This is a genomic window from Paraconexibacter antarcticus, assembly GCF_024220175.1.
Taxonomy (GTDB): domain Bacteria; phylum Actinomycetota; class Thermoleophilia; order Solirubrobacterales; family Solirubrobacteraceae; genus Paraconexibacter; species Paraconexibacter antarcticus.
Genome location: NZ_CP098502.1, coordinates 4,955,506 through 4,970,438, shown reverse-complemented (window position 1 = coordinate 4,970,438; position 14,933 = coordinate 4,955,506). Strand labels below are relative to the sequence as shown.

15 protein-coding genes are annotated in these 14,933 nt (G+C 74.4%); 7 read left to right on the top strand and 8 right to left on the bottom strand.

Features of this window, described 5'->3' with window-relative positions:
• Positions 1-62: 62 nt before the first annotated feature.
• On the bottom strand, positions 63-932 hold the full coding sequence (locus tag NBH00_RS24355; protein ID WP_254569017.1) for an IS982 family transposase: 870 nt from the start codon (positions 930-932) through the stop codon (positions 63-65).
• Positions 933-1,072: 140 nt separating this feature from the next.
• Here NBH00_RS24355 and NBH00_RS24350 point away from each other — a divergent pair, with 140 nt between their 5' ends.
• Positions 1,073-1,375: an MGMT family protein gene (locus NBH00_RS24350; protein WP_254571158.1), complete on the top strand. Its 303-nt coding sequence runs from the start codon at positions 1,073-1,075 to the stop codon at positions 1,373-1,375.
• Between the two features lie 72 nt (positions 1,376-1,447).
• Here NBH00_RS24350 and trxA read toward each other — a convergent pair whose 3' ends face one another.
• Both trxA and NBH00_RS24340 read right to left on the bottom strand, forming a co-directional pair.
• Positions 1,448-1,771, bottom strand: coding sequence for a thioredoxin (gene trxA, locus NBH00_RS24345; protein ID WP_254571157.1), 324 nt, complete (start codon positions 1,769-1,771; stop codon positions 1,448-1,450).
• Between the two features lie 114 nt (positions 1,772-1,885).
• Positions 1,886-2,587 carry a stage II sporulation protein M gene (locus NBH00_RS24340; RefSeq protein ID WP_254571156.1) on the bottom strand — a complete coding sequence of 234 codons (702 nt, stop codon included), beginning with the start codon at positions 2,585-2,587 and terminating at the stop codon, positions 1,886-1,888.
• Positions 2,588-2,669: 82 nt separating this feature from the next.
• Between NBH00_RS24340 and polX the strand changes: the two genes are divergently transcribed.
• Positions 2,670-4,415, top strand: a complete 1,746-nt coding sequence (gene polX / locus NBH00_RS24335; protein ID WP_254571155.1) for a DNA polymerase/3'-5' exonuclease PolX — start codon at positions 2,670-2,672, stop codon at positions 4,413-4,415.
• Positions 4,416-4,475: 60 nt separating this feature from the next.
• On the opposite strand, the gene NBH00_RS24330 is transcribed toward polX, so the two are convergent.
• From NBH00_RS24330 to otsB, 3 genes are all read right to left on the bottom strand, one after another.
• Positions 4,476-5,492 (bottom strand): glycosyltransferase, encoded by a 1,017-nt coding sequence (locus tag NBH00_RS24330; RefSeq protein WP_254571154.1) that lies wholly within the window; start codon positions 5,490-5,492, stop codon positions 4,476-4,478.
• Positions 5,493-5,590: 98 nt separating this feature from the next.
• Positions 5,591-6,121: a hypothetical protein gene (locus NBH00_RS24325; RefSeq protein WP_254571153.1), complete on the bottom strand. Its 531-nt coding sequence runs from the start codon at positions 6,119-6,121 to the stop codon at positions 5,591-5,593.
• A gap of 3 nt (positions 6,122-6,124) precedes the next feature.
• Positions 6,125-6,976 carry a trehalose-phosphatase gene (gene otsB / locus NBH00_RS24320; protein ID WP_254571152.1) on the bottom strand — a complete coding sequence of 284 codons (852 nt, stop codon included), beginning with the start codon at positions 6,974-6,976 and terminating at the stop codon, positions 6,125-6,127.
• 113 nt (positions 6,977-7,089) lie between these two features.
• Here otsB and NBH00_RS24315 point away from each other — a divergent pair, with 113 nt between their 5' ends.
• The 4 genes from NBH00_RS24315 to NBH00_RS24300 all read left to right on the top strand — a co-directional run bounded on the left by NBH00_RS24315 (position 7,090) and on the right by NBH00_RS24300 (position 9,818).
• Entirely contained in the window at positions 7,090-7,452 is a 363-nt protein-coding gene (locus NBH00_RS24315) for a sulfite exporter TauE/SafE family protein (RefSeq protein WP_254571151.1), read from the top strand.
• Positions 7,453-7,456: 4 nt separating this feature from the next.
• A complete protein-coding gene (locus NBH00_RS24310) occupies positions 7,457-7,825 on the top strand; it encodes a sulfite exporter TauE/SafE family protein (RefSeq protein ID WP_254571150.1) in 369 nt (122 codons plus the stop codon).
• 122 nt (positions 7,826-7,947) lie between these two features.
• Entirely contained in the window at positions 7,948-8,367 is a 420-nt protein-coding gene (locus NBH00_RS24305; RefSeq protein WP_254571149.1) for a MarR family winged helix-turn-helix transcriptional regulator, read from the top strand.
• A gap of 68 nt (positions 8,368-8,435) precedes the next feature.
• The gene (locus NBH00_RS24300) at positions 8,436-9,818 is read left to right on the top strand and encodes a dihydrolipoyl dehydrogenase family protein (RefSeq protein ID WP_254571148.1); all 1,383 of its coding nucleotides are present in this window, start codon (positions 8,436-8,438) and stop codon (positions 9,816-9,818) included.
• Here the strand turns inward: NBH00_RS24300 and NBH00_RS24295 are convergent.
• Entirely contained in the window at positions 9,815-10,753 is a 939-nt protein-coding gene (locus NBH00_RS24295) for an HD domain-containing protein (RefSeq protein ID WP_254571147.1), read from the bottom strand. The genes NBH00_RS24300 and NBH00_RS24295 overlap by 4 nt on opposite strands.
• Before the next feature lie 25 nt (positions 10,754-10,778).
• On the opposite strand from NBH00_RS24295, the gene NBH00_RS24290 reads away from it, so the two are divergent.
• Complete coding sequence (locus tag NBH00_RS24290; RefSeq protein WP_254571146.1) at positions 10,779-11,654, top strand: PAC2 family protein; 876 nt, start codon at positions 10,779-10,781, stop codon at positions 11,652-11,654.
• A gap of 15 nt (positions 11,655-11,669) precedes the next feature.
• Here NBH00_RS24290 and NBH00_RS24285 read toward each other — a convergent pair whose 3' ends face one another.
• A complete protein-coding gene (locus NBH00_RS24285; RefSeq protein WP_254571145.1) occupies positions 11,670-14,927 on the bottom strand; it encodes an ATP-dependent helicase in 3,258 nt (1,085 codons plus the stop codon).
• Positions 14,928-14,933: the final 6 nt, after the last annotated feature.

The window sequence follows — 14,933 nt, the reverse complement described above, 5'->3', positions numbered from 1 at the left end:
GATGGCCTGAGGGGGGCCGAGTTCGCGCGCCTCGGACCTAGATGGTTCGTTCCACGGATCGGTCAGGCGTAGTAGGCAGTGAGGTTGCGTGGTGGGCGGCCGAGGCGTTCGTTGAGAGCGATCGCGGCGGTGAGAGCGAGGAACTTGGCGGCCAGGCGGGTGCGGAGCGTGTGGAGCTCGCGGGCGCGGTGGTCCTCGAGGTTGAGCATGTCTTTGCATGTCCAGAAGATCGATTCCACGCATTGCCGGATCGGGGCCAGGTGCGGCTCTTTGCCGGCCTCGTCCTTGCGTCGGGGGCGGACGATCGTGGCGCCGAGCGCGGAGGCTTGGGCGTGGAAGTCGCGGCCGGAGTAGCCCTTGTCGCCGATGACGGTGACCGGGCCGTTGCGGTGGCAGCGGGCGAGCATGTCCAGCGCGACGTCTCGTTCGCCCGTTTTCGGGGAGGTCAGGGCAAGGGCGCGTGGAGTGCCGTCGGTCGCGAACAGGCCGTGCAGGCGGAAGCCCCAGAAGAAGCGGGAATGGCTGGCGCAGTAGCCGTACTCCGCGGCGTTGCCCAGGGCGCTGCGGCGCGTCGTTTCGACCGAGCGACCGCATTCGACCGGTGTGCTGTCGACCACGAGCAGGTCGTCGTCAAAGCCGTTGGTGTGGCGGGCGAACTCGAGGATCAGCGCTTCGATTTTGTCCGACAGGCGCTGGCGGCGTTTGACGAAACCCGGGCGCTTGGGCAGTCGCGGGAACAGGTGCCCCAAGCGATGCGGTGCCATCGCCCAGAACTGCTCGTCAGAGCTGATCCGCAGTACCTGCTGAGCCACGCTCAACGTGACGACCTCCGCGTCGGTCAAGATCCGTTTGGCGTTCTTGCCCTTCGCAGGCAGGAGATCGTCGCAGGTGCAGTAAACAGCGATCAGCAGCAGGTCGAGGTCGGCGTCCATCGAGGCCCCCAGGGTCGGCGTTGGCGAGATAGCACCGCCGACTTCGACCTGCCTGCTTATGTCACCTGCCTACCCGACTCCTCCGCCCCCGCCGTGGAACGAACCATCTAGTAGGGGAGACCCCTACGACGGAGGACCCGATGGACGACGAGACCCTGACCGCGGTGGTGGGCGCGATCCCGCCCGGCCGCTGGATGAGCTACGGCGACGTGTGCGAGGCGGCCGGCGGCGTGCCGCGGCAGGCGCTGGGCGTGAACGCGCGCCTGGAGCGCCTCGGCTGCCCGGGCGCGCACCGCGTGCTCAAGGCCGACGGGACGGTCGCGCCGACCGCGCTCGGTGACCCGCGTCGGGTGCACAACGCGCTCGCGCGGGAGCGGCTGCGCTTCACCCGGGGTCGCGCGGACCCGGAGGCACGGGTGACGACCGCCGAGCTCGTGCGCTGACGGCGCACACGGAGGCCGGGACCCGACGGCGCCCCACCGGGGTGGGGCTGTCCGGGTCCCGGCGGCGCGGGGCTAGGAGAGGACCGGCGCGAGCTCGGCCTCGAGCTTCTTCTTCGGGTACGCGCCGATGATCTTCTTCGCCGGAGCGCCGGCCTTGAAGAGGATCATGGTCGGGATCGAGAGGACCTCGTACTTCACCGCGACGCCCTGGTTCTCGTCGACGTTGAGCTTCACGATCTTCAGATCGGGGCGCTCGCCGGCGATCTCCTCGAGGACCGGGCCGACCATCCGGCAGGGACCGCACCAGGGAGCCCAGAAGTCGACGAGCACCGGCTGGTCGGACTCGATGACCTCGGCCTGGAAGTTGGAATCGGTGACATCCTGCAGACTGCCCATTTGGTCTCCTTCGGATTGGCGCTGGACTCCACTATACAAAGTGAAGTGCCCCCGCTCGGCGGCGAGCCGATGCCCCGAGCCTATCCCCGGCGGGGACGTGGTGAAACGCCGCGTTCAGCCGCGTAGCGCCAGCAGGAGGTGCGGGCTGACGTAGACCTCGATGAACGCCGCGAGGACGAGGACGGGGGCGGCAAGCGCGGTCGTGACGAAGGTCGCGGCGAGCAGCTCGTGCCAGTCCCCGCGACGGCTCGCGACGAGCCACGCGGCGAGCGGGAGGAACAGCGCGATGAGCTCGGGGATCGCGTGCGGGAGCAGGCCGACGAGGAGGACGCCGACCGACATGTGGTTCGCCGCCGCGAGGGTCGCGGCGGCGTGCCCGATCGAGAGCGCCTGGGTGACGAGCGAGAACGTCGTCGCGCAGATGACGAAGATGATCGCGCCGCGCCCGATGTGATCGTGCGCGCGGCGCATGAAGCGCCCGTACCCCTCGGCCTGCTCAGGGAGCGAGCTGCCGGCGATGAAGCCCGCGACGCAGGCGAACGAGTGCAGCGCGAGGACGAGCGAGTTGCGGAAGAGGACGTGCCCGACGTCGCTGAGATGCGCGGGGGCGTTGAAGCCCGGCAGGTAACTCCCCGCCCCGGAGCCCGGGGCCGTCACGCTGCCGATGACCCACACCGACCACAGGAGCCCGGCGGCGACGACGGCCGACCACACGAGCCAGCCGCGCAGGATCGGCCAAGGGTCGCGGTTCCAGCGGACGAGGGCCCCGCGCGTGTCACGGACTCCCTGGACGAACGCGAACTCGGAACGGGGCATGGACGACGTGCATCGGCGCGTGACGCACCGAGCTTGAGGTGCGCGCCGGGCCACGGACGCCGGGGCGTAGGCTTGGACGCCGATGGCCGAGCCCGCCCCCGATCTGCCCAACGCCCGGATCGCCGAGATCATCGACGAGCTCGGCGACCTCTACGAGCTCGACGGTGCGATCGTGCACCGCGTCCTCGCCTACCGCAACGGCGCGAAGGCCGTCCGCGACGCCACGCGCTCCGTCGCCGCCCTCACGCGTGCGGGCACGGTGACCGAGCTGCCCGGCATCGGGAAGACGCTCGAGGAGAAGCTCAAGGCCCTGCTCGACACCGGCACGATCCCGGCGCTCGAGAAGCTCCGCGCGAAGTTCCCGCCCGGCCTGCTCGCGATGACGCGCCTCCCCGGCCTCGGCCCGAAGCGGGCGCGCAAGCTCTACGACGAGCTCGGCATCGACTCGCTCGACGCGCTCGCGACGGCCGCGCAGGAGCAGAAGCTCCGCGGCGTGAAGGGCTTCGGCCCGAAGTTCGAGGAGGCGGTCCTCGCCGCGATCGCCGCCGGGCACGGCGAGGAGCGGTCCCGCCGCGTCCCGCTGCACCGGGCGATGGAGACCGCGGGCCCGATCGTCGACGCGCTCCGCGCGCACCCGGCCTCGGACGAGGTCCACGTCGCCGGCAGCGCCCGGCGCATGGCCGACTCGGTGAAGGACCTCGACGTCATCGCGACCGCCTCGGACCCGCGCGCGCTGCTCGAGGCGTTCGCCGCCCTGCCCGACCTGCAGAGCGCCGGCACCGTCGGCGACAACGCGGTCAAGGGCGTCACCCACAACGGCCTCTCGATCGACGTGCGCGTCGTCGAGCCCGGCCAGCTCGGCAACCTCCTGCAGCACTTCACGGGCTCGAAGAACCACAACCTCGCGCTGCGGGCGGCCGCCGTCCGCAAGGGCCTGCACGTCAGCGAGTACGGCATCACCGACGACGCGACCGGCGAGACGCACCGCTGCGCGACCGAGGAGGAGGTCTACGCGCTGCTCGGGCTGCCGCTCATCCCGCCCGAGCTCCGCGAGGACCGCGGCGAGCTCGCGTTCCGCACCGCCGCAGACGTCCCCGCGCTCGTCACGCAGGCGGACCTCCGCGGCGATCTGCACATGCACACGATCGCCTCGGACGGGCGCGGCACGATCCGCGAGATGGCCGAGGCGGCGCGCGACCGGGGCCTGGACTACATCGCGATCACCGACCACTCGGCCTCGCACGGCTTCGGCAACGACGTCTCCCCGGACGAGCTGCGCCGGCAGATCGAGCGCGTCCGCCAGGTCGACGCCGAGGTCGAGGGCATCACGGTCCTCGCGGGCAGCGAGGTGAACATCCTCCCCGACGGCTCGCTCGACTACGCCGACGACCTCCTCGCCGAGCTCGACTGGGTCGTCGCCTCCGTCCACACCCAGTTCGCGATGGACGAGGCGGCGATGACGAAGCGGATCGTCGCCGCGCTCGAGCACCCGTCGGTCTACGCCCTAGGGCACCCGACGGGCCGGAAGATCGAGCAGCGCCAGGCGTACGCCGTCGACATGGATGCGGTCATCGACGCGGCCGCCCGCACCGGCACCTTCCTGGAGATCAACTCCGCCCCGGACCGCCGCGACCTCCACGACGTCCACGCGCGCGCCGCGGCCGCCGCCGGCGTCCTCATCGTCATCGACTCGGACGCCCACGGCCCCGAGAAGCTCGGCGTCACGAGCTGGGGCGTGGGGACGGCGCGCCGCGCCTGGCTCACCGCCGCGCAGGTCGCGAACACGCGCAGCTGGACCGAGCTTGACGCCCTGCGCAAGCAGGGCTGAACCGACCCGGACCCGGACCCGGACCCGGACCCGGACGCGCCGCCGCCGCGAGGCCCGGGCTCAGCCGAGCAGGCGCGGGAGCACGCGCTCGGCCACCGCGCGGTCGATCGCCGCGCTCCCGTGCTCGGCCACCGCCGCGGGCCCGCGGACGGCGAGGTCCGCCGGCGGGTCGTCGAGCGCCGTCCGGATCGCGGCCGCGAGCGCGTCCGCGCCCGCCCCGTCGGGCAGGACCCAGCGCGGGTCGAGGGCGCGGGCGGCGGGCAGGGCCGCGTAGGGCCCGGGCGCCGCGGTCGTGACGAGCGCGCAGCCGTCCGCGAGCGCCTCGAGCTGCGCGAGCCCGTGGTCCTCCCGCCGCGGCGCGGTGACGAAGACCCGTGCCCGCCGCAGGAGCCCGCGGTAGGCGGCGGCGTCGAGCATGCCGGTGCAGCGGACACCCTCCGGCGCAGGCCCGAGGCCGTCCGGCAGCGCGTCGATCCCGGCGACGAGCAGCTCCTCGCCGGGTCGGCGCGCGAGCGCCCACGCGGCGAGCACGCGGTCCAGGCCCTTCTTGTGCGGGTTCGTCCCGTAGGTGATCGTGGCGAGGTCGCGGACCCCGTCCGCCGGACCCGAGGGGTCCACCGCGATCGGGACCGCGACGACCCGGCCGCGCAGCGCCGCGGCCGCGGCGGGACCGAGGTCGTCGAGCGCGGCGGCGTCGTGGGGCAGCAGGAGCGGCGCGGCGGCGAGCCGGCGGCGCTCCAGGGGCCGCTGCCACAGGCCGTGGCGTCCGGGCCGGTTGCCCGCCGCCGGCGCGTCGAAGCGGATGGCGCCCGGGCGCGGCCACAGCAGGGCCGCGGTGACCGTCGAGTAGACGACGGCGCGCGGCGCGTGCTCCGCGATCCCGGCGACGGCGGCCCGCCGCGCGGCGAGCGCCCAGACGAGGTCGGTGGCCATGAGCGTCCGCACGTCGCGCTGCGGCGCCGCCGTCACCGTCGCGACCGACACGCCCGCCCGTGCGAGCGACGCGGCGAACCCCGCCTCCGCCCGGCGCAGGCCGGCGGTCGACCCGAGGGCCACGAGCAGGACGTCCTTCGGCACGGCTCGCAGTCTCCCAGCAACCGTCGACCCAGCGCGGCGTGCGGTCGAGTGGGGGGATATGACCCACGAGACCGCACGCCGCCCGGGGGATCTGCCGCTCAGGCCCCCGGCACGCCGTCCCGCGTCGGGATCTCGCGCCGGAGGCCCGGCATGCGGACGAGCTGCGCCGGCGCGAGCGGCGACGTGCGCTCGACGTAGTACTGGACGCCGTCGCGCTCCTCGATGGCCTGGACCGCCTTGTCTTGCCGCCGCCAGGCGAGGGCCCAGACGATCGTGAACCCGGCGGCGATCCCCGGGATCTGCGGGGCGACGACGGCGAGGGCCCCGGCGACGACGGTCGCCACGAGCAGCGGCCACAGGCGGTTGAGGACGACGGCGCCCGGCCGCTGCTCGGGCATCATCGTCGCCTGCTTGGCGTCCGCGAGGAGCCGGGCGATCGGCGGGCTCGCGTCGTTGCGGCGGCCGAGGAAGGAGCCGAGGATCGACGCGATGACCCACCACGCCGTCGCGTAGAGGACGAGCTGCTCGTCCGCGTTCTGCGTGGCGCCGGCGACGCAGACGACGGCCAGGACGGTCGCGGCCGCGCCGCAGAGCAGCACCGTCGTGCGGAGCAGGTCGACGAACCGCAAGCGCTACCCCGGGGTGGGGTCGCCGGCGGGCGCGACCGCCCCGCCGCGGACGGCGTCGGCGAGCACGGTGAGCAGCTCGCGGACGCCGGCGGGGCCGTCGACGAGCAGGTCGGCGGCGCGGACGAGCTCGTCCGGGGTCTCGTCGGAGGTCACGCCGACGCAGACGGCGGCCTCGAGCTCGCCGGCGGCGACGAGGCGTCGCAGTCCGGCGAACGCGTCGACGTCGGTCACGTCGTCGCCCGCGTACAGCGCGACGCGCAGGCCCCGCCCCGTGAGCAGGCGCTCGATGCCGCGCCCCTTGTCCAGGGCGACCGGCGGCCGGACCTCGAGGACCTTGCGGCCACGGTGCAGCGCGAAGCCCTCGCCGTCCGCCCGCGCGGCGATGCCCTCGACGACGGCCTCGGCGGCCGCCTCGTCGGGGGCGCCGCGCCAGTGGAAGGCGGCGATCGCCTCCTTGTCCTCACCGCGGACCCGCGTGCGGTGGACGTCCTCGCGGGTGAGCTCGGCCGCGGCGAACGCGCGCACGCGCTCGGTCCAGGCGGCGACCTCCTCGTCGACCTCGGTCTCCGAGGCGCCGCCGGGGAGGACCTCGCTGCCGTGGTTGCCGACGTAGGTGATCGAGCCGAGCGACACGATCCGCCGGGCGATCGCCGCGCGTCGGCCGCTGACGCAGCCGACGAAGCCGTAGCTGCGTGCGACGGTGATGAGCGGGCGGCGCGTCGCCTCGGGGACGTGCGCGTCGTCCGCGTGGCGGACGATCGGGGCAAGGGTGCCGTCGACGTCCAGGAGGACCGCGGCGGCCGACGGGTCGGCGAGGAGCGGGCCCAGGGCGTCGTGGAGCGAGGTGGCGGCCACGGACACACCACCAGTGTGGCAGAGCCGTTCTGCGCGGCAGGTAAAGGCGCTCGGGAGCCGCCGGATCGGCGCGCGGGAAGGGCCGCGGGCGGCCCGCCACCTACGATGCGGGCATGGACCGGCGCCGCATGACCCTGCTCGCGATCTGCGGCACGGCCGCCGGGCTGTTCAGCGGGCTGTTCGGCGTGGGCGGCGGCGTCGTCATCGTGCCGCTGCTCATCCTCTGGCTCGGCTACGGCGAGCGCGAGGCCACCGGGACGTCGCTCGGCGCGATCGTCGTGATCGCCGCGACGGCGGCCGTCGCCCACGGCGCCTACGGCAACCTCCACGTCGGCGACGGCCTGCTCATCGGGCTTCCCGCGGTCGGCGGCGTCCTCGCCGGGACGTGGCTGCAGCAGCGCGTCGACCCGAAGCTCGTGTCCCTCGGCTTCGCCGTGCTGCTCGTCGTGAGCGCCGGGGACCTCCTGCTCGGCTGACGGCATGGTCGAGGTCGTCCTCATCGGCATCGCCGCCGGCCTCCTCGCGGGGATGCTCGGCGTCGGCGGCGGCGCGCTCTTCGTCCCGGCGCTCGTGGCGATCGTCGGGCTGCGCCAGGTCGACGCGGAGGCGACGTCGCTGCTCGCCATCGTCCCCGTCGCCCTCGTCGGCGCCGTGCGCCAGCACCGCTACGGCAACCTCCGGGTCCGGGACGCAGCCGTCGTCGGCCTGCTCGCCGTCCCCGGGGCGGTGGCCGGGGTCGCGCTCGTCAACGCCCTGCCGACCCGGGTCGTCGAGGTGAGCTTCGCCGGCCTGCAGCTCTTCGTCGCGGCGCAGCTCGTCCGGCGCGCGTTCCGCGACGCGGCACGTTGACGGTATTTCGCCCGAGGCTCGGTACGAAAACCTGTGCGCTTGCGGCAGGAGTGTGATTTGCTACACCGGGTCGCTCGAGACACGGAAGGCGCACGGTGACGGTTCAAGGGAAAACGCTGTTGGTGGCCGTCTCGCGGCTGTCGATCACACAGACGCGGGCGGCGGGAGCGGCGGCGAAGGTCGCCGGCGTCAACTCGACCTCGTACTCGATCCTCTCGGAGCTCTCCCTCGACGGGTGGCTGACGAACGGCCAGATCGCCGAGCGCCTCGGCATGAGCACGGGCGGCGTGACGCCGGCGCTCGACCGTCTCGAGCGGTCCGGGTTCGTCGAGCGCAGCCCGAACCCGGCCGACCGCCGCTCGTCGGTGGTGTCGATCACCCCGGACGGACAGGACGTCCTCCGCCAGGCGTCCGAGCTCCTCGCGTCCGAGCTCGAGGGGTTCATCGACGAGCTGGACGAGCGTGACCGCGAGACCATCCTCCGCTTCCTCGTGCAGGCGAACGACGCCTACGAGACGGTGCAGGAGCGCCTCGACGGGTGATCGCCGGCGCGCCCGCTGGGCGCGATCCCGCATGACGGCCCACCCCGCAGGGCATCATGTCCGGCCACATGCCTGAAGATCAGTTCGACGTCATCGTCCTCGGCGCGGGCCCGGCGGGCGAGGTCGCCTCCGGGCGCCTGGCGGACGCCGGCCTCGAGGTGGCGCTCGTCGAGCGGCATCTCGTCGGCGGCGAGTGCAGCTTCTACGGCTGCATGCCGTCCAAGGCGCTCCTGCGGCCCGCCCAGGCGCTCGCGGAGGTGGCGCGCATCCCCGGCGCCGCCGAGGCGGTCACCGGGACGCTCGACGCCGCGGCCGCGCTCGCGCGCCGGGACGAGGTCATCCACGACCTCGACGACAGCGCCCAGCTGCCGTGGATCGAGGAGCGTGGCATCACGCTCCTGCGCGGGGTCGCCACGCTCGACGGCGAGAAGGCGATCGTGCTCGACGACGGGCGGCGGCTCACGGCGCGCCGCGCGATCGTGCTCGCCGTCGGCAGCCGTGCCGCGCTCCCGCCGATCGACGGGCTCGCGGAGGCCGTGCCGTGGACGAACCGCGAGATCACGACCGCGAAGGCCGTCCCGGCGTCGCTCGTCGTCATCGGCGGCGGCCCGATCGGCGCCGAGATGGCGCAGGCGTGGCGGACGCTCGGCGCGGAGGTGACGCTCCTCGAGGTCGCCGACCGGCTGCTGCTCAAGGAGGAGCCGTTCGCCTCGGCGCAGGTGACCGAGGCCTCGGAGGCGCTCGGCGTCACGGTGCGCACCGGCGTCCGCATCGTCCGCGTCGAGCGTGACGCCGACACCGGGCCCGTCCGCGTCGTCCTCGAGGGCGAGGAGACCGTCGAGGCGGCGGAGCTCCTCGTCGCGGCCGGGCGCCACGTCCCGCTCGACGACCTCGGCCTCGTCACCGTCGGCGTGAAGCCGGACGCCCGCGGCTTCGTCGAGGTGGAGGACACGATGCGCGTGCCCGGCCGCGACTGGCTCTACGCCATCGGTGACATGAACGGTCGCGCCCTCCTGACGCACATGGGCAAGTACCAGGCCCGGATTGCGGCGGACGACATCCTCGGCCGCCCGACCTCCGTGCGGCTCGACGGCGCCCGCTCCCCGCGGGTGACCTTCACCGAGCCGCAGGTCGCGGCCGTCGGCTGGACGCTCGACGGCGCGCTCGAGGCCGGGCTGCAGGCCCGCGCGGTCGACGTCGCCACGTCGGGCAACGCCGGCGGAAGCTTCTACGGGCGGAACGCGCCCGGCACCGCGCGGCTCGTCATCGACGACGGGCGCGGGCTCGTCGTCGGCGCGACGATCACCGGCGCGGACGTGCAGGACTTCCTCCAGGCCGCGACGATCGCCGTCGTCGGCGAGGTCCCGCTCGACGTCCTCTGGCACGCCGTGCCAGCCTTCCCGACCCGCAGCGAGATCTGGCTGCGGCTGCTCGAGAAGGCGGGGCTCTAGGGCAGCCCCTGCTCCAGCGCGCCCTTGACGCTCGCGTCCAGCGCGTTCAGCCGCGCGAGGGTCAGCGCCTCCACCGAGCCGAACCGCCGCCCGGGGGCCTGGTCGGGCCCGTGGTGGGTGAGGACGCAGTGGGCGAGCTGCAGCCGCCGCGCCTCGTCCATCGCCGGGAGGCCGGCCGCGAGCCGGTCGACGATCCGCAGGCCGAGCTCGACGTGCCCGAGCAGCCGGCCGGCCTCGCCGAGCTGGATCTCCGCGCCGTAGGTGAACGCCTCGGTGTGGCCGAGGTCGTGGACGATCGCCGCGCAGATGAGCAGGTCGCTGTTCAGCCGCGGGTGCAGCAGGCACGTCTCCTGCGCGAGCGTGGCGACCGCGACGGTGTGCTCGAGCAGGCCGCCGAGGTACGCGTGGTGCCCGCCGCGCGAGCAGGGCGTCCGGCGCAGCGCGGTCCGCAGGGGCTCGTCGGTGAGCAGGCGCTCGAGCACGCCGCGATAGCCCGGGTCGTGGACCTCGCGGGCGAGGTGCTCGAGGAAGCCGTCGAGCTCCTCCATGTCGCGGTAGGCGACCGGGAGGAAGGCCGACGGGTCGGCGTCGCCGGCGGGCGCCCGCGCGATCGCGGTGATGTCGAGCTGGAGCTCCTCGCGGAAGCGCTCGACCCGGGCCTGGACGTGCACGAGGTCCCCGCGGTCGAAGCGCGAGGCGACGAGGTCGGCGTCGCGGAAGACCCGCCCGGCGATCGACCCGGTGCGGTCACGGAGCTCGACGGCGAGGTACGTCGTCCCGGTCTTCGCGGTGAGGCGGTCCTTTCGCGTGCACGCGAAGGTGCCGCGGACGACGTCCCCCGCGCGCAGGGTCGCGATCGACCCCGGAGGGCCGGGCGACGCGCCGCCACCCGGGCCGGGCGGCGCGCTCGCCGTCGGCGATTGGACGGGCGGCATCCGGCCATTGTGTACGGTGGATCGGATGCAGCCGTTGATCTGGGAGCACCGACCCGAGGGCCTTCGCGCCCCGGCCCTGGTCTGCGCGTTCACCGGCTGGAACGACGCCGGCGACGCCGCCTCCGCCGCCCTGCAGTTCCTCGGATCCTCGCTCGACGCCACGCGCTTCGCGCAGCTCGACCCCGACGATTACTACGACTTCCAGGCGACGCGCCCGCAGATCGCGCTCACCGACGGCCGCACGCGCCGCATCGAGTGGCCGACGGTCGAGCTCTACGAGGCGCGCGTCCCGCGGGCCGCCCGCGATCTCATCCTCCTCCAGGGTCCCGAGCCGTCGATGCGCTGGCGGTCCTACTGCCGGCAGGTCATCGACGTCGCCGAGTCGCTCGGCGTGCAGATGGTCGTCTCGCTCGGCTCGCTGCTCGCCGACGTCCCCCACACGCGCCCGGTGAGCATCACCGGCCTCTCGAGCGACGAGAGCCTCGTCGCGCACTCCGACCTGCCGCGCACGACGTACGAGGGGCCGACCGGCATCGTCGGCGTCCTCCACGCCGCGTGCGAGGAGGCGGGCATCCCGTCGGTGTCGCTGTGGGCGTCCGTCCCCCACTACGTCGCCGCCGCGCCGAACCCGAAGGCCGCGCTCGCGCTCGTCCGCAAGCTCGAGGGGCTCGTGGGCGTCACCGTCGACGCGACCGACCTCGAGCAGGCGACCGCCGACTACGAGCGCCAGGTCTCGCTCGCCGTCCAGAGCGACCCCGAGGTGCGCGAGTTCGTCGAGCGCCTCGAGCAGGCCGCCGAGGAGGAGGCGCCCGAGGTCAAGCCGTCCGACCTGCCGTCCGGCGACGTCATCGCCCGCGAGTTCCAGCGCTTCCTCAAGCAGCGCGGCCCCGAGGGCACCTGACCCACGACCGCACGCCTACCGCTCGGCGGCCGGGCAGGCGATGCGGTAGTCGCACATCGAGCACGCGCCGAAGGACGGCGTGGGCTCGAAGCCCTGCGAGAGGATCCCGTCGGCGACCTGCATGACGGTGTCGGTGATCCAGTCGCGGTCGAGCTCCTCGGCCGGGACGCGGACCTTCTCGTCGTCGAGGACGTAGTGGTAGGCCTGGCGGGAGGAGTCGAGCTGCCACGCCTCGCGCGCCCCGACCGCGTAGAGCGACAGCTGCACGTCCTCGCGGAGCTGCGCGACGGTCCGCGGCCGTCCGGTCTTGTAGTCGATGAGCTCGTACTCGCCGCTCGGCAGGCGGTCGACGCGGTCGACGCGGCCGCGGAGGACGTGCGGGCCGAGCTTGAACTGGAAGCTCTTCTCGAGCCACACCGGGTCGGCCTTCTCGTCGGCGAAGCGCGCGTGATAGCGGTGCAGGGCGCTGACGGCCTTCGCCTTGAACTGGCGCTCCTCCTCGGTGTCGCCGAAGCCGCCGCGCCGCCAGCCCGCCTCGAGCAGCCCGAGGAGCTCGTCGATCGAGCCCGGCGTGCCGTAGCTGCCGATGCCCGCGATGCCGTGGGCGCCCGACCCGCCCTCGGTATGGAAGCGCTCGAGGACCTGGTGGAAGAGGATCCCGAAGCGCTGGTTCATCGTCGACTCGCTCGGGATGCGGAAGACGCGCGCGAACTTGTACTTCAGCGGGCATGACCGGTAGGTCTCGATGTCCGACGCGCTGAGCAGCAGGCCCTCGCCGCGCCGCGGCAGGAAGGCCTCCAGCGACGGCTCCGCGCGGCCGGAGACGGCGGCGGCCCGGGCCTGCGCGTCCGCCTCGGCGTTGAGCAGCAACTCGTCGAGCGCGCTCGAGGTGAAGACCTCGCGCTGGTGGGCGGAGACCGGTTGCAGGAGCTTCGAGTTGACGTCCGCGAGCGCGTCGCGCACCGACTGCCCGGCGGGCCGCTCGAGGATCGCGGCGATCTTCACGAGCTCGAGGTAGCGGGTGACCCCGTGGGTGACGTCGAGGTCGGTGTCCAGCCGCAGCTCGCCGAGCCGCGAGCCGACCTTCGACACGGACGAGAGCAGCTCGTCGCGGAGCATCGCGTACGTCGCGTGGAGCGCCTCGTCAGGCCCGAAGAGGACCTCCTCGCGGTCCTCCCACCCGGCGCCGAGCGCGGCACGCGCCTCCTCGGCGAACGGGGACGGGGGCTGGCGTGCGCCACGGTCGGACGCGGCCGCGTAGGCGAGGACGACGCCCTCGCTCGCGCGGGTCATCGCGACGTGGAGCAGGCGCCGCATGTGGGCGACGTGGTCCGCGCGGTCCCCCGTCGCCTCGGGCGCCACGACGTCGGCCACGCCGAAGTCCGCGCCCGCCGCGTCCGCGACGAGCGCCGCCGGCACCGGCTCGACGAGCTCCTGCCGCGCGCCCGGCATCCGCGAGGACTGCAGGCCGAGGACGAACGCGTGCCGCAGCTCGACCCCGCGGGCGCCGTGCATCGCGAGGACGGCGACGGCGCCGCGGGGCGCGACCGCCGACTGGTCGAGCTCCTCCTCGTCGCGCAGCCCCGCGTCGGCCACGGCCGTGAGGTACCGGGCGAAGTCGCGCGCGGTCGCCGTCGGGGTGCGGGCCGTGTAGTTCGACGCGAGCTCCCCGAGGCGGGCGAGCGCGAGCAGGCGCTCGACGACGTCCGCCTGCGCGGCGAAGAGCTGCTGGCGGCGCAGGCCGAGCCGCTCGATGAGGCGGTGGACGAAGAGGTCCGGCCGCATCGTGTCGAGCGCCGCGGCGGTCTGGCGCTGGAGCTTCAGGAAGGTCTGGATGCGCTCCCGGGCCTCCGGTGCGACCTGGGGGGATTCGAGCGCCGCCCCGAGCGCGCTGACCATGTCGAGCTTCCGGCGGCGGGCGATCTGCACGCAGCGGGCGAGGTCGACCGAGCGCAGCTCGATCGGCGGGCGGGCGAGGACGCGCACGACGGCGGCGGCGTCCCCCGGCTCGACGAGCAGCCGCAGCCAGGCGAGGACGTCGCGGATCTCGGTCCGCTGGAAGAAGGCCGCCGCCCCGACTATCCGGTAGGGGACGGCGCGCTCCTCGAGCGCGACGGCGACCGCCTGCCCCTCGTTGCGGACCGAGCGCACCATGACGCCGATCTGCTCCGGGGCGACGCCCTCGCGGATGAGGCGCTCGATCTCGGCGGCGACGCCCTGCGCCTGCGCGCGCTCGTTCGCGCAGCGCCAGAAGCGGACGTTCCCCCCTCCGTCGCCCTCGAGCCGCTTCGGCAGGCGGTGGGGGTTCGCGCCCTCGCGCCCGGCGACGACCGCCTGCGCGGCGGTGATGACCCGCGCGCGGCAGCGGAAGGAGCGCTCGAGGCGGACGACCGTCGTCCCGGTGGCGGCGCCGCCCGCCGCCGCCCGCAGCGCCTGCGAACCGGGCTGGGCGGCGCTCGTGCGGCGCACCGCCTGGTCGTCGTCGCCCGCGAGCACGAGCGTCCCGGTCGCGCCGCCGAGGAGCGTGATGAGCGCGTGCGCGGCCGGCGTGGCGTCCTGGTGGTCGTCGGCGATGACGTGCCGGTAGCGCGCGGCCGTCCGGGCGAGCACGTGCGGGCGCCCGGCGAGCAGCGCGTGCGCCCGGAGGATGAGGTCGCCGGCGTCGAGGAGGTCCTGCTGGTGCAGGAGCGCGTCGTGCGCGGTGTAGAGGGCGGCGAACTCACGCTCGCGGACCGCGCGGGCGTCTGAGTCGTCGAGCCCCGCCGCCCAGGCGGTGAAGGCCTCGGCGGTGACGAGCTGCTCCTTCGCGCGGTCGATGCGGGCGAGGAGCCGTGCGAGGGTCGCGGCGGGCCGGCCGGCGAGGTCGTGGACGCGCAGCGGCAGCTCGTCGATGCGCGCGAGCAGCAAGGCGAGGCGGTCGGCGCTGCCGGCCATGCCGACGGTCGGGTCGATCGCCGCCTCCATCGCCTCCTCGCGCAGGAGGCGGGCGGCGAACCCGGAGGGCGTGTGGACCGCGAGCTCGGCGAAGGCGCGGTCGCCGAGGACGTCCTCCACGCGCGTGCGCAGCTCGTCCGCGGCCGCCTCGCCGCCGGTCAGGATGAGCACCTGCTCGGGGGCGACGCCGCCCTCGGAGGTCAGGAGGGCGAAGCGGGCGACGAGCGTCGCGGTCTTCCCCGTCCCGGCGCCGCCGAGCAGCACGAGGGGGCCGCCGTCGTGGAGGACGGCGGCGCGCTGAGGCTCGGTGAGGACGACGGGAGGGTCGGGCGACGGCAAGGCCTA

Bases quoted from the DNA above. Each gene is read 5' to 3' on its own strand.
- NBH00_RS24315 (WP_254571151.1), top strand. From the start codon at position 7,090: ATGGACCGGCGCCGCATGACCCTGCTCGCGATCTGCGGCACGGCCGCC.
- NBH00_RS24295 (WP_254571147.1), bottom strand. From the start codon at position 10,753: ATGCCGCCCGTCCAATCGCCGACGGCGAGCGCGCCGCCCGGCCCGGGT.
- trxA (WP_254571157.1), bottom strand. From the start codon at position 1,771: ATGGGCAGTCTGCAGGATGTCACCGATTCCAACTTCCAGGCCGAGGTC.
- NBH00_RS24290 (WP_254571146.1), top strand. From the start codon at position 10,779: ATGCAGCCGTTGATCTGGGAGCACCGACCCGAGGGCCTTCGCGCCCCG.
- polX (WP_254571155.1), top strand. From the start codon at position 2,670: ATGGCCGAGCCCGCCCCCGATCTGCCCAACGCCCGGATCGCCGAGATC.
- NBH00_RS24350 (WP_254571158.1), top strand. From the start codon at position 1,073: ATGGACGACGAGACCCTGACCGCGGTGGTGGGCGCGATCCCGCCCGGC.
- NBH00_RS24300 (WP_254571148.1), top strand. From the start codon at position 8,436: ATGCCTGAAGATCAGTTCGACGTCATCGTCCTCGGCGCGGGCCCGGCG.
- NBH00_RS24355 (WP_254569017.1), bottom strand. From the start codon at position 932: ATGGACGCCGACCTCGACCTGCTGCTGATCGCTGTTTACTGCACCTGC.
- NBH00_RS24310 (WP_254571150.1), top strand. From the start codon at position 7,457: ATGGTCGAGGTCGTCCTCATCGGCATCGCCGCCGGCCTCCTCGCGGGG.
- NBH00_RS24340 (WP_254571156.1), bottom strand. From the start codon at position 2,587: ATGCCCCGTTCCGAGTTCGCGTTCGTCCAGGGAGTCCGTGACACGCGC.